The organism is Flavobacterium sp. UGB4466 (assembly GCF_903469665.1).
GTDB classification, from domain to species: Bacteria; Bacteroidota; Bacteroidia; order Flavobacteriales; family Flavobacteriaceae; genus Flavobacterium; species Flavobacterium lipolyticum.
Window position 1 is genome coordinate 68,546 of the sequence record NZ_CAGKLC010000002.1, and the last position, 12,838, is coordinate 81,383.

Below are 12,838 nucleotides of genomic sequence, written 5' to 3' on the forward strand. Positions count from 1 at the left end.
TTTCGGGCTTTAAAGCTTACGGCCTAATGCCTACGGCTTATAGCCTTAAATTATCTTTTCGAAATTTCGTCTCGAATTTTAGCTGCTTTTTCGTAATCTTCCTGAGAAACAGCCTGGTCTAAAAGTTCGTTTAGTTCCTGTAAGCTATGTTTGGAATAAATATCTCCGGATTGATTGCTTTCCTCTTCACGTCCAAAAGTTTCCGGATTCGAAAGTACATCGTCGATTTCCTGAGATCCCTGATCGGTTTCTGCCGTATTCGATTTTAAATAAATTCCCGCTTTGTCCAGAATGTTTTTGTAAGTAAAAATCGGAGCATTAAATCGCAAAGCCAATGCAATGGCGTCAGAAGTTCTGGCATCGATAATTTCTTCGATTTTGTCTCTTTCGCAGATTAAACTGGAATAAAAAACACCATCCACAAGTTTGTGAATAATTACTTGTTTTACGACTATATCAAATCTTTCAGCGAAGTTTCTGAACAAATCGTGCGTTAAGGGACGCGGAGGTTTAATTTCTTTTTCCAGAGCAATAGCAATCGATTGTGCTTCAAAAGCACCAATAACGATAGGCAATTTTCTTTCGCCATCAACTTCATTCAAAATTAAGGCATAAGCGCCATTTTGAGTTTGACTGTATGAAATTCCTTTTATAGATAATTTTACTAGACTCATATATATGGGTAAAAAAGGGCAATTATTGCCTCATTTTGATACTTTTTTTGATTGAAAAATAAAGGTGCAATTTTAATCAAAAAATATGGAACAAAAAAGCTACCTAAAACAAAGATACGATTATCTTGTTTTTAGGTAGCTATATTTTTAAAGAGAATTTTTAAATTAAGAATGTTGTGCTTTAAAAGCTTTTAATTTCTCAATTAATTGCGGTACAATTTCGAAAGCATCTCCAACTACTCCGTAATCAGCTACTTTAAAGAAAGGAGCTTCAGGATCGTTGTTGATTACCACTTTTACTTTTGATGAGTTGATACCTGCAATGTGCTGAATAGCACCAGAAATTCCTATTGCAATGTATAAATTAGTGGCAACCGGTTTTCCGGTTTGTCCAACGTGCTCGCTGTGAGGTCTCCATCCTAAGTCAGAAACCGGTTTAGAACAAGCTGTTGCGGCGCCTAATACAGAAGCAAGATCTTCAACTAATCCCCAGTTTTCAGGGCCTTTTAGTCCACGTCCGCCTGAAACTACGACATCAGCATCGGCGATAGAAACTTTTCCGGTTACTTTTTCTACAGATTCTACTTTTACTCCAAAATCGTTGTCTCCAATTGTTGGGTTGAAATCTTCTTCGGTTGCAGATCCTGCACTTTCGAAAATTCCGTAAGAGTTTTTAGCAAGACCAAGAACTTTTACCTCTGTAGTGATTTCAGTAATATTGAAAGCTTTGTTAGAGAAAGCATTTCTTTTTACCTGAAAAGGAGAAGTGCTAACCGGCAATCCAACCACATTTGAAGCGAAACCAGCGTTTAAAGCTACAGCTACTAATGAAGAAAGGTAAATACTGTCTGTTGTAGAAGAAAGTAAAACTACTTTTGTAGCTTCTTTTTCAGCGGCTTGTTTGATCACATCGGCATAAGCCTTAGCGGTAAAACCGGCTAATTTATCGTTGTTTACTTTTAATACTTTATCAACTCCGTATTTTGATAATTCGCTAACGTCACTAATGTTTACGGTTAAAGCGGTAACAGTTGTTCCTAAAGTTTCGGCTACTTTTTTAGCGTAAGAAGCTAGTTCAAAAGCTACTTTTTTAAATTTTCCTTCTGCAGATTCTGCATATATTAATATTGACATAATAATTTTAGATTTTAGATTTTAGATTTCAGATTTTTAGAATTGAAATCTAAAATGATTATTGATTTTAGATTTTGAAGTGAATCAATTGTTGGTTTTAGATTTAGTATTGCAATCTAAAATCTAAAGTCTAAAGTCTACAATCTTAGATCACCTTAGCCTCGTTGTGTAATAAATTGATTAATTCATCTAAATTATCAGGAGAAACTAATTTTACTGCTGATTTAGGAGCTGGTTTTTCAAATTTTACCGCTTTTGTGTTTACCGGAGCATCAACTGGTTCAAGAATAGTTAACGCTTTTGTTCTTGCTGTCATGATTCCTCTCATGTTTGGAATACGTAAGTCTTTTTCTTCAACAAGACCTTTTTGACCACCAATGATTAAAGGTAAAGTAGTGCTTACAGTTTCTTTTCCACCATCGATTTCACGAACTGCTTTTACATTACTGCCTTCAACAGTGATCGAAGTACAAGAATTTAAAAAGTTAGAACCTAAAATTCCTGCAATCATTCCAGGAACCATTCCACCATTATAATCTAAAGATTCTTTTCCGGCAATTACTAAATCATAACCACCATTTTTAATTACTTCAGCCAATTGTTTTGCAACAAAAAAACCATCAGTTGGGTTGGCATTTACACGAATTGCTTCGTTTGCACCAATTGCCAAAGCTTTACGTAAAGTAGGCTCTGTATCAGGTCCTCCAACATTTACAACAGTTACTGTTGCACCTTGTTGCTCCTGAAACCAGATTGCACGTGTAAGACCAAACTCGTCATTAGGATTAATTACATATTGAACGCCATTGGTATCGAATTCTGAGTCACCATTGGAGAAGTTAATTTTTGAAGTAGTATCAGGCACATGGCTGATGCAAACTAATATTTTCATAAGTATATATTTTGATAAATTATAAAACGCTTCCACAAATTTAGAAATTAAAATCGAAATAATATACTATGCATGCATAATATTTTTTAAAAACTATTACGTTTTCGCAGATTATGGAATAAGGAAAGCCGTTCGTCGTTATTGAATAGTGATAATGCATTGATGTTTCCTGATTCTTAGGGATTTTGTAAAACAGGGGTTGCTCGAACTGTTAAATTTGTTGTGGATTATACTATAATTTCGATTGTTACGTTAGTTAGTAGGAATTTTACTGAAGTGAAGTCTGACATTAGAGAGGGAAGTTGGGCTGAAAAAAAGTTTTTAAGTGAAAAAACGTTAATTACATCGATTTCGTAATTATCACAATAAATTTGAAAAAGTTAAAAGCGCAGGAGAGACGGAAGTTCGTGTGATTTTAAATTCAATTTATGCTTTTAAGTGATTTAAAATATTTATTTTTGCTCTTCAGAAAATTCAACATACAATATAAATATGAGAACAATACAATTTAGAGAGGCCATTTGTGAAGCGATGAGCGAAGAAATGCGTCACGATGAATCCATATATTTAATGGGCGAAGAAGTTGCAGAATACAACGGAGCTTACAAAGCTTCAAAAGGAATGCTTGCTGAGTTTGGTGAAAAAAGAGTAATCGATACTCCAATTGCTGAGCTTGGTTTTACAGGAATTGCAGTAGGATCAGCAATGAATGGCTGTCGTCCTATTGTTGAGTATATGACTTTCAACTTTTGTTTAGTAGGTATTGATCAAATTATAAATAATGCTGCTAAAATGCGTCAAATGACAGGTGGACAATTTAATGTGCCTATCGTTTTTCGTGGACCAACTGCTTCTGCAGGTCAATTAGGAGCAACTCACTCTCAAGCTTTAGAAAACTGGTTTGCTAATACTCCGGGACTTAAAGTGGTTGTGCCTTCAACTCCTTATGATGCAAAAGGACTTTTAAAATCTGCTATTCGTGATAATGACCCAGTAATTTTTATGGAATCTGAGCAAATGTATGGCGACAAAGGTGAGGTGCCGGACGGAGAATATACAATTCCATTAGGAGTTGCCGATATTAAACGTGAAGGAAAAGACGTTACAATTGTTTCTTTTGGTAAAATTATCAAAGAAGCTTTTATCGCTGCTGATGAATTGGCTAAAGAAGGAATCTCTTGTGAGATTATCGATTTAAGAACAGTTCGTCCAATGGATAAAGAAACTATTCTTGCTTCTGTAAGAAAAACAAACCGTTTAGTAGTTTTAGAAGAGGCTTGGCCATTTGCAAGTATTTCATCTGAGATTACTTATATCGTTCAGGAACAAGCATTCGATTTTCTTGATGCGCCAATTCAGCGTATTACGACTGCCGATGCACCTGCACCATATTCTCCTGTTTTACTAAAAGATTGGTTGCCAAATGCTGGTGATGTAGTAAAAGCAGTAAAGAAAGTAATGTACAAATAGTAAATTAAACGATACTTATAAAACTTCATCAGTCATGTTAATTGATGAAGTTTTTTTTTGCAGGATTATGAAAAGAATAATTTTACTCAGCTTATTTTTTGTACTCGCACTAGTGGGTGGCGTTGCTGCACAAACTAAAGTGAGTGGAATTGTTTTAGACAAATCGAATCAGCCGATTCCGTTTGCCAATGTTGTTTTTAAAGGATCGAATACGGGAATTGTTTCGAATGAAGACGGACGTTTTTATCTCGAATCGCCTAATACTTACACGACCTTATTAGTAAGTTCGGCAGGATTTTCAGATCGGGAGGTTACGCTGGAAAAAGCCGTAAACTATGACTTTAAGATCGTTTTAAGCGAAGCTGAAGCACTGAATGAAGTCGTTATTTTTACCGGAAAAACCTCTAAGAAAAACAATCCTGCGCTGGATATTCTGAGAAAAATCTGGGAACGTAAACGCAAGAACGGACTGTACCAATTCAGTCAGTATCAAATGCAGAAGTATGAAAAAGTCGAGTTTGATATGAACACGATTGATAGTGCTTTTATGAAGAATAAACTCTTCAAAGGAATGGAGTTTGTGTTCCAGCATGTTGATACATCAGAAGTTACCGGGAAAACGTATCTGCCAATTTTTATTAGTGAATCTCTTTATGATGTGTACGGAGATAATAAATTAAAGAAAACAAAGGAGAATCTGACCGGAAATAAAACTTCAGGGTTTAATGGTAATCAGCAGATTTTGTCTTTTGTAAAAGATCTGTACTCCGATTATAATATTTACGACAATCACCTTAAATTTTTCGATAAGAGCTTTACAAGTCCGCTTTCCAGAACCGGAATTGACGTCTACAATTATGTTTTAAAAGACAGTGCATATGTCGATAAAAAATGGTGTTATAATATCGTTTTTTATCCAAGACGTAAAAATGAACTGACTTTTAAAGGGGATTTTTGGGTAAATGATACCACTTTTGCGATCAAAAAAATTAATATGGCCGTTACTAAAAGTGCCAATATTAACTGGGTAAAAGACATTTATATCGAACAGGAATTTGAGGTTGAGAATGATTCTGTATTTCTTCTGACCCGTGATTATATGATGTCTGATTTTGCTTTGAACAAAAAGGAAAAATCAAAAGGGGTTTACGGAAAGCGAACCACATTATATAAAGATCATAAATTCAATCTTCAGAAACCGGAAAGTTTTTATAAGCAGGAAGTTAATTTTATTGATAATTCTGTCTATACGAAATCGGATGAGTTTTGGAATGAAAACCGTTTTGAAAAACTCAATAAGGATGAGGCGGGTATTTATAAAATGCTCGACACGTTGCAAACTGTCAAAAGATTCAAGCAACTCTATAGCTTAGTTTCTATTCTGGGAAGTGGTTATGTTGAGTTTAAGAATTTCGATTTTGGACCTATCTTTTCAACATTCGGTTATAATGAAGTTGAAGGATTGCGATTGCGTGCAGGAGGAAGGACATATTTTGGACCGAACGACCCTTGGCGTATACAAGCCTATACAGCATATGGTTTTGACGATAATAAATTCAAATACGGAGTTTCCGGAAAATGGATGGTGGACAAGAAAAACCGTGTCATTATCTCTGGAGGAAACAGGCGCGATATCGAACAAATTGGTGCAAGTTTAACGACTACCAATGATATTTTAGGACGAAGTTTTGCTTCTTCCGCCTTATTTACCACAGGAAGTAATGGAAAATTGACGAACATAAATCTGAGCAATGTTTCCCTTGAAATGGAGCCTCTTAAGAATTTTGTTGTTCAGGCTGGAGTTTCCTATAGAACTTTAGAATCGGCTTCTCCTACTTTTAGTTTAGACTATTATACTACTTTGCCAACAGCGGCAAATCCGGCTGGTGTAATAGCCAATAAGGTAACACAGTCAGAAGCGAACATTCAGTTTGAGTTTATGCCTAATCGTAAAACTATCGGTTTTGGAGTAGAGCGAAATATTGTTGACAGTCCTTTTAGTCATTTCTTTATTAATTTTAGCTATGGTTTAAAAGGGGTTTTAAACAGTGATTTTGCTTATCAAAAAGTTCAATTGTTTTATAAGCAGCCTATTATCATTGGCCCGTTAGGAAGATCCAATATTATCATTGAAACAGGAAAAACCTTTGGTACAATTCCGCTGGGATTAATGAGTGTAATACCCGGAAACCAGACTTATTTTACTATCGAGAACACATTCAGTAACTTAAATTTCTACGAGTTTGTAACCGATCAGTATACTACTTTACAATGGAATCATGATTTTGGAGGAAGGCTGTTTGCAAGAATTCCATTCATGAGAAAATTAAACTGGAGAGAATTTGTAGGAGTGAGAGCGGTACATGGAACCATTTCGGATGCCAATCGTGCCATTAATGCTTCGGGCTTACCTTATAATGCACCCGAAAATGTGTATTGGGAATACAATGCCGGAATTGGAAATATATTCAAAGTATTTCGTCTTGACTTCTCCTGGAGAGGGAATTACCTCAATATGCCGGATGCAAGCAAATTTGCGATAAAAGGTTCATTTGGTTTTTATTTTTAGATAAATTGTCAGATTTTTTCTTAATTTAGTTTCTATGAGTATAACTATAGAAAGTAAGAATCTAAATTGGACAAATAATCTTAGAGTTTTAGCCACCATCAGCGTGATCGTAGTGCATGTAGCCTGTGATATTCTCTATCAGTACGGTCATATATCCAATTTTACCTGGTGGACAGGTAATGTTTACGACGGTCTTGTCCGTTTTTGTGTACCGGTTTTTTTGATGCTTACCGGAGCATTAATGCTGAACAAAAAATACGAACTGAATGATTTTCTGAGAAAAAAGTTCTCGAGAATTATTTTACCTTTCTTATTCTGGAGTCTTTTTTATGTTCTGTTAACGGTCAGAAGCGAATTTTTGTTAGAATCTGAAAAAGCATTTGTCGATATTTTTAAGCGTGCCTTTACACTTATTATCGGAGGGAGTTCCTTTCATTTATGGTATATTTATATGGTTATTGGGATTTATCTTTTTATCCCGATTCTCAGCAAGTGGATTCAGAATGCCAATGAAAAAGAGATATTGTATTTTCTGGCCATTTGGATTTTTGCTCTAATGATCAATCAGCCTATTTTTTCTAAGTTCAGAATCAATGTGGACCTGACCTATTTTACAGGTTTTTTAGGCTATCTGGTTTTGGGCTATTATTTGTCGGTCAAGTCATTTCAATACGATGCCCGAAGACTCAAACAGATTTCTGTACTCTTGCTTTCTTTTGGAGCCATTATCACCATTTTCGGGACTTATTTTCTGTCGATAGCAGAAGATTGTTTTAATGAATATTTCTATGGCTATCTGACTTTTAATGTGATGCTGGTCTCTATTGGATTGTTTATTTTCTTTAAAAATTCACAAATTACAAATCCGGTACTGGTACGGGTGATTGGTTTTATCAATAAATATAGTTACGGTATTTATCTGGTTCATATTTTGGTTTTGCGGTTTCTGGTGTCTTCAGGAATCGATTATGATTTTATAAATCCGGTTTTGGCTATTCCTATTACAACGTTATTGTGTTTGTTCCTTTCTTCTGTTATTATTTATGCGGTGAATAAACTTCCTTACGGGCAATACATTTCAGGGTAATGATTCCCGTAATTTTGTTTAATTTTGAGTATTCTTAAAACAAAGTTATGCAGGAAGCTATCGATTTTCTATCTGCCAGAAACCCTGTCTTTCTGGAAATTATCGACAAATACGGATTGCCACCAATTCCAAAACGCCCGCAAGGTTTTGAGACTCTGGTATTGCTTATTTTAGAGCAGCAGGTTTCGATAGATTCCGCAAAAGCTACGTTTTTAAAGATAAAGGCTTATAGGGCCTGTAGCCCTGAAAATATGGTGGAGTTATCGGATGAAGAGTTTCGGAATTTAGGAGTGAGCCGTCAAAAGACGAAATACATTAAGATATTGGCAGAAGCCGTTTTGAGTAAAGAACTGGACATCGAAAGTCTGGCTACAAAATCGGCAAAAGAAGTTCGTGAAGAGCTTATTAAACTGAAAGGAATCGGAAACTGGACGATTGATATTTATCTGATGTTCTGTCTTCAGGAACCCGATTTGATTCCGTTGGGAGATATTGCAGTTGTCAACACCATTAAAGAATTATTGAATATTCACGACAAAAAGGAAATGGAAATTCACGCGGAACAATGGAGTCCGTATCGGTCTTATGCCACCTATTTACTTTGGCATTATTATCTAAACAAAAGAAATAGAAAGATTACGTATTAACTCCCTGTTTTTTAAAAGAAAAGTGAGGAGATAAATGCAGTTTTTTATTGTAAAAAGGGATTCTTTAGTTACTTTTGCAGTCGAAATTATAGAAATAATAAAAAACAAAAATGACCGCAGACAAACTAACAACTTTCGATGTGTTAATCGAAATACCAAGAGGAAGCAGAAATAAATACGAGTACGATTTTGAAATTAAAAGAATGCGTTTCGACAGAATGTTATTCTCTTCAATGATGTACCCGGCTGATTACGGATTTATTCCGGAAACTTTAGCTCTTGATGGTGATCCTCTTGATGTATTGGTTTTAGTAAACGAACCAACTTTCCCTGGATGTGTTATGGAAGTAAAACCAATTGGTGTTTTCCATATGGCAGATGATAAAGGACCAGACGAAAAAATTATTTGTGTACCAGTTTCTGACCCAATCTGGAATTCATTAAATGATCTTTCCGATATCAACGGACACTTAGTAAAAGAAATCGAGCACTTCTTTCAGGTATACAAAGATCTTGAAAACAAAAAAGTGGATGTAGAAGGATGGGGAGACGTAAACGAAGCTTATGCTATTATTGCAGAGTGTACAAAACGTTTTGATGATATTGAAAACAAACCGGAAGGATTATTTAGCATTAAATAATTTATAAGCCGCCCAATTATAAAAAAAGCAATACTACCGTCAGGAGTATTGCTTTTTTGTTTAAATTCGTTTGAGTTAGTTTATTGACTTTTAACTATTAACCAAAAAACCATTACTAGATTATGAATGCATTTATGATTTATTTGCCAATCGTTATGGCAATTTTAGGATTACTTTTCATGGGAATAAAAAGGGCTTGGGTTTTAAAACAAGATGCGGGCGACGGAAAAATGAAAGAGATTTCAGATCACATTTACGAGGGAGCCCTCGCCTTTTTAAAAGCAGAATATAAATTATTGACCATTTTTGTAATTATTGCCAGTATTGCATTGGCCGGAATTACTTTTATTCCGGGAGTTAAAACGCATTTATTAATAGTAGTCGCTTTTATATTTGGAGCCTTATTTTCGGCTTATGCCGGTAATATCGGGATGAAAATAGCAACAAAAACAAATGTTAGAACCACGCAGGCTGCCCGTACGAGTTTACCGCAGGCTTTGAAAGTTTCGTTTGGCGGAGGAACCGTAATGGGACTTGGTGTTGCAGGTTTAGCCGTGTTAGGACTTACAGGTTTCTTTATTATCTTCTTTAATATATTATCAGGTGGCGTATGGAAAGATACCGAAACGATGACTATTGTTCTGGAAACACTGGCAGGTTTTTCACTTGGTGCCGAATCTATTGCTTTGTTTGCGAGAGTAGGTGGAGGAATTTACACCAAAGCTGCCGATGTGGGCGCTGATTTAGTGGGTAAAGTAGAAGCCGGAATTCCGGAAGATGACCCTCGTAATCCGGCTACAATTGCCGATAACGTAGGAGATAACGTAGGAGATGTTGCCGGTATGGGAGCCGATTTGTTTGGTTCGTATGTAGCGACAGTTCTGGCGGCAATGGTTTTAGGGAACTATGTGATTAAAGATATGGGAGGCAATATCGCGGATGCTTTTGGAGGAATCGGACCAATTTTGCTTCCAATGGCTATTGCCGGTTTCGGAATTTTATTCTCGATTATCGGAACTACACTGGTAAAAATAACAGATGATAATGCCAAAGAAGCGCAGGTACAAAAAGCATTAAATATAGGAAACTGGGTTTCTATTGTTCTTACAGCAATTGCCTGTTTCTTTTTAGTACAGCACATGTTACCGGAAGTAATGACGATGGAATTCTTCGGAGAAGGATCGCAGCAGATATCTTCTATGCGAGTTTTCTATGCCACTTTGGTCGGTTTAGTAGTGGGTGGAGCAATTTCATCCGTTACGGAGTATTACACGGGATTAGGGACAAAACCGGTTTTGGCCATTGTACAAAAATCATCAACAGGCGCGGGAACAAATGTAATTGCAGGTTTGGCAACCGGAATGATTTCGACTTTTCCAACCGTTTTATTGTTTGCGGTAGCAATCTGGATTTCCTATGCGTTAGCAGGATTTTACGGGGTAGCTTTGGCGGCTTCAGCAATGATGGCTACTACAGCCATGCAATTGGCGATCGATGCTTTTGGCCCAATCTCCGACAATGCAGGAGGAATAGCTGAAATGAGTGAATTGCCTAAAGAAGTACGAACCAGAACCGATATTTTAGATTCAGTAGGAAATACAACCGCTGCAACCGGAAAAGGTTTTGCTATTGCCTCAGCAGCTTTAACGTCTTTGGCATTATTTGCAGCTTATGTAACTTTTACCGGAATTGACGGAATCAATATTTTTAAAGCACCGGTTTTAGCCATGTTGTTTGTGGGGGGAATGATTCCTGTTGTTTTCTCGGCATTGGCGATGAATTCTGTTGGAAAAGCGGCGATGGATATGGTGTATGAAGTACGTCGACAGTTTAAAGAGATTCCGGGGATTATGGAAGGAACTGGAAAACCTGAATACGGTAAATGCGTTGAAATCTCAACGAAAGCCGCTTTACGCGAAATGATGCTGCCTGGGATTTTAACGATTGGTTTCCCAATTGCAATTGTATTATTAGGTAAACTGGTTTATGCAGACAACAATCAGTTAATTGCTGAGATGTTAGGAGGATATATGGCGGGAGTGACGGTTTCCGGAGTACTTTGGGCAGTTTTTCAAAATAATGCCGGTGGTGCCTGGGATAATGCGAAAAAATCATTTGAAGCCGGAGTTTTAATCAATGGCGAAATGACGTACAAAGGATCGGATGCGCACAAAGCAGCGGTAACGGGAGATACCGTTGGAGATCCATTTAAAGACACATCAGGTCCTTCTATGAATATCTTGATTAAACTGACTTGTTTGATCGGTTTGGTAATTGCACCTATTTTAGGAGAAGGACATTCGTCTTCGGGAATGATGGAAAAAGGTTCCTGCTGCAAAAAAATGGAAATCCACGTTGCAGGAGATTCTAAATGTGGAGATTTCTCGAAGATGACTAAAGAAGAATGTGCCCAAATGTGCAAAGAAAAAGGATGTTCTGCCGAAGAAACAGCAAAATGTCTGGCGCATTATGATGCTAATGGAAAATACGTTCATCAAAAAACAGATCGTTTTGATACTACCCAATACAGTAAAAAAAGAGTAGAAGTAAACCTGTCTACGGTTAATGGTGTTACAGTGGGAACTGTAACCAAAACCGAAAACGGTAAAACCACTACAGAAGTTTTTGAAGGAACAGAAGCCGAAGTAAAAGCCAAAATTGAAGCTGTGAAATAAGTATATTTATCCTAATAGTTTTTTAAAACCTGTTAGGATAAATTAGGTTTCGGAATCGGATAATGTATTTCTTCGTATTTTTCGATGAGTATTTCCGAAAAAAAGAGCCATCGGCTCGACCTATTTTGTAGAACCGGATTTTAATCCGGTTTCGAAATAAACACACAAAACAAAGAACCGTAGGTTCGAAACATATAAATCCATAAAAAAATGCCTCTAAATATTTAGAGGCATTTTTTTATGGATTTAAAGCATATTCTTTAATTAAGGTTGAAGCCGGAATATGAAGTACTTCTGTTAAAATCCTGATTTGGTTTAAGGTTAGGGCTCTTTTTCGTTTAAAAATTTCGGATACTCTTGAGCGACTGTTTAAAATAACCCCTAAATCGGCGTCTGTAATTCCATTTTGTTCCATCATAAATTTAATGGCTTCAATTGGGTCAGGTTCCGGAATGGGATAATTTATTTGTTCGTATTTTTCTATGAGTGTAACCAAGATATCTAATTCATCACCTTCATCCGTATTGGGTTTCGCATCAAAAATAGCATTTACACGTTCTAAAGCAAGATCATAATCGTGTTCCGTTTTAATAGGTCGTATTTCCATATTACTTATAAGTTTTTAATATCGTCAAGCTTGTCATAATCACGGTGGGTACCCACAAATAGAATGTAGACAATTTGAGTTTCATAATTAATTTTTACAATTAAGCGATAATGATTTCCACAAATATTAAAAACGACTTTATTATGGCCAACAAAATCTGCAGAACCGAAGATTGCTTTTATAGTATTCGAATTATCAAAATTATTTTTATCAAAGATTTGATACCATGATAACAACTGTTGTTTTGCATTTGGGAAACATTCCCAAAAATTTTGCAAGGTTCTTTTGGCTATTATTCTCATAATGGATTAGACAAAGATAAGTGTTTTTTCCCAATTCGGGAAAAGTTTTTAAAAAACGAAACAAAAGTAGGTTATTGTTTACAAGTAAAAGGAGTATTAAAACTTTAAATAACAAAAAATGCCTCTAAATATTTAGAGGC

11 protein-coding genes are annotated in these 12,838 nt (G+C 36.0%); 6 read left to right on the plus strand and 5 right to left on the minus strand.

The annotated features are described in order from the left end of the window. Positions 1–50: 50 nt before the first annotated feature. From JO950_RS01030 to JO950_RS01040, 3 genes are all read right to left on the minus strand, one after another. Positions 51–674: a bifunctional nuclease family protein gene (locus JO950_RS01030; RefSeq protein ID WP_202700656.1), complete on the minus strand. Its 624-nt coding sequence runs from the start codon at positions 672–674 to the stop codon at positions 51–53. A 165-nt stretch (positions 675–839) separates the two neighbouring features. After that, complete coding sequence (locus JO950_RS01035) at positions 840–1,808, minus strand: electron transfer flavoprotein subunit alpha/FixB family protein (RefSeq protein WP_202700657.1); 969 nt, start codon at positions 1,806–1,808, stop codon at positions 840–842. Positions 1,809–1,953: 145 nt separating this feature from the next. After that, positions 1,954–2,700 carry an electron transfer flavoprotein subunit beta/FixA family protein gene (locus JO950_RS01040; protein WP_017498361.1) on the minus strand — a complete coding sequence of 249 codons (747 nt, stop codon included), beginning with the start codon at positions 2,698–2,700 and terminating at the stop codon, positions 1,954–1,956. A gap of 492 nt (positions 2,701–3,192) precedes the next feature. On the opposite strand from JO950_RS01040, the gene JO950_RS01045 reads away from it, so the two are divergent. From JO950_RS01045 to JO950_RS01070, 6 genes are all read left to right on the plus strand, one after another. Beyond that, positions 3,193–4,170, plus strand: coding sequence for a pyruvate dehydrogenase complex E1 component subunit beta (locus JO950_RS01045; RefSeq protein ID WP_202700658.1), 978 nt, complete (start codon positions 3,193–3,195; stop codon positions 4,168–4,170). Positions 4,171–4,237: 67 nt separating this feature from the next. Beyond that, complete coding sequence (locus JO950_RS01050) at positions 4,238–6,739, plus strand: DUF5686 and carboxypeptidase-like regulatory domain-containing protein (RefSeq protein ID WP_202700659.1); 2,502 nt, start codon at positions 4,238–4,240, stop codon at positions 6,737–6,739. Between the two features lie 34 nt (positions 6,740–6,773). Next, the gene (locus JO950_RS01055) at positions 6,774–7,826 is read left to right on the plus strand and encodes an acyltransferase (RefSeq protein WP_202700660.1); all 1,053 of its coding nucleotides are present in this window, start codon (positions 6,774–6,776) and stop codon (positions 7,824–7,826) included. Positions 7,827–7,873: 47 nt separating this feature from the next. Further along, the gene (locus tag JO950_RS01060; protein WP_202700661.1) at positions 7,874–8,473 is read left to right on the plus strand and encodes a DNA-3-methyladenine glycosylase; all 600 of its coding nucleotides are present in this window, start codon (positions 7,874–7,876) and stop codon (positions 8,471–8,473) included. A 110-nt stretch (positions 8,474–8,583) separates the two neighbouring features. Further along, positions 8,584–9,114 carry an inorganic diphosphatase gene (locus JO950_RS01065; protein WP_017498356.1) on the plus strand — a complete coding sequence of 177 codons (531 nt, stop codon included), beginning with the start codon at positions 8,584–8,586 and terminating at the stop codon, positions 9,112–9,114. A 122-nt stretch (positions 9,115–9,236) separates the two neighbouring features. Further along, positions 9,237–11,789 carry a sodium-translocating pyrophosphatase gene (locus JO950_RS01070; RefSeq protein WP_202700662.1) on the plus strand — a complete coding sequence of 851 codons (2,553 nt, stop codon included), beginning with the start codon at positions 9,237–9,239 and terminating at the stop codon, positions 11,787–11,789. Between the two features lie 238 nt (positions 11,790–12,027). Here the strand turns inward: JO950_RS01070 and JO950_RS01075 are convergent, their stop codons facing one another. Next, on the minus strand, positions 12,028–12,396 hold the full coding sequence (locus JO950_RS01075; RefSeq protein WP_202700663.1) for a type II toxin-antitoxin system HigA family antitoxin: 369 nt from the start codon (positions 12,394–12,396) through the stop codon (positions 12,028–12,030). A gap of 5 nt (positions 12,397–12,401) precedes the next feature. Beyond that, the gene (locus tag JO950_RS01080) at positions 12,402–12,698 is read right to left on the minus strand and encodes a type II toxin-antitoxin system HigB family toxin (RefSeq protein WP_202700664.1); all 297 of its coding nucleotides are present in this window, start codon (positions 12,696–12,698) and stop codon (positions 12,402–12,404) included. Between the last annotated feature and the right edge of the window lie 140 nt (positions 12,699–12,838).

What these genes read in the sequence shown, in the direction of transcription:
- JO950_RS01035 (WP_202700657.1), bottom strand. Translation starts at nt 1,808, where the DNA reads ATGTCAATATTAATATATGCAGAATCTGCAGAAGGAAAATTTAAAAAA.
- JO950_RS01060 (WP_202700661.1), top strand. Translation starts at nt 7,874, where the DNA reads ATGCAGGAAGCTATCGATTTTCTATCTGCCAGAAACCCTGTCTTTCTG.
- JO950_RS01040 (WP_017498361.1), bottom strand. Translation starts at nt 2,700, where the DNA reads ATGAAAATATTAGTTTGCATCAGCCATGTGCCTGATACTACTTCAAAA.
- JO950_RS01075 (WP_202700663.1), bottom strand. Translation starts at nt 12,396, where the DNA reads ATGGAAATACGACCTATTAAAACGGAACACGATTATGATCTTGCTTTA.
- JO950_RS01055 (WP_202700660.1), top strand. Translation starts at nt 6,774, where the DNA reads ATGAGTATAACTATAGAAAGTAAGAATCTAAATTGGACAAATAATCTT.
- JO950_RS01080 (WP_202700664.1), bottom strand. Translation starts at nt 12,698, where the DNA reads ATGAGAATAATAGCCAAAAGAACCTTGCAAAATTTTTGGGAATGTTTC.
- JO950_RS01065 (WP_017498356.1), top strand. Translation starts at nt 8,584, where the DNA reads ATGACCGCAGACAAACTAACAACTTTCGATGTGTTAATCGAAATACCA.
- JO950_RS01045 (WP_202700658.1), top strand. Translation starts at nt 3,193, where the DNA reads ATGAGAACAATACAATTTAGAGAGGCCATTTGTGAAGCGATGAGCGAA.
- JO950_RS01050 (WP_202700659.1), top strand. Translation starts at nt 4,238, where the DNA reads ATGAAAAGAATAATTTTACTCAGCTTATTTTTTGTACTCGCACTAGTG.
- JO950_RS01070 (WP_202700662.1), top strand. Translation starts at nt 9,237, where the DNA reads ATGAATGCATTTATGATTTATTTGCCAATCGTTATGGCAATTTTAGGA.
- JO950_RS01030 (WP_202700656.1), bottom strand. Translation starts at nt 674, where the DNA reads ATGAGTCTAGTAAAATTATCTATAAAAGGAATTTCATACAGTCAAACT.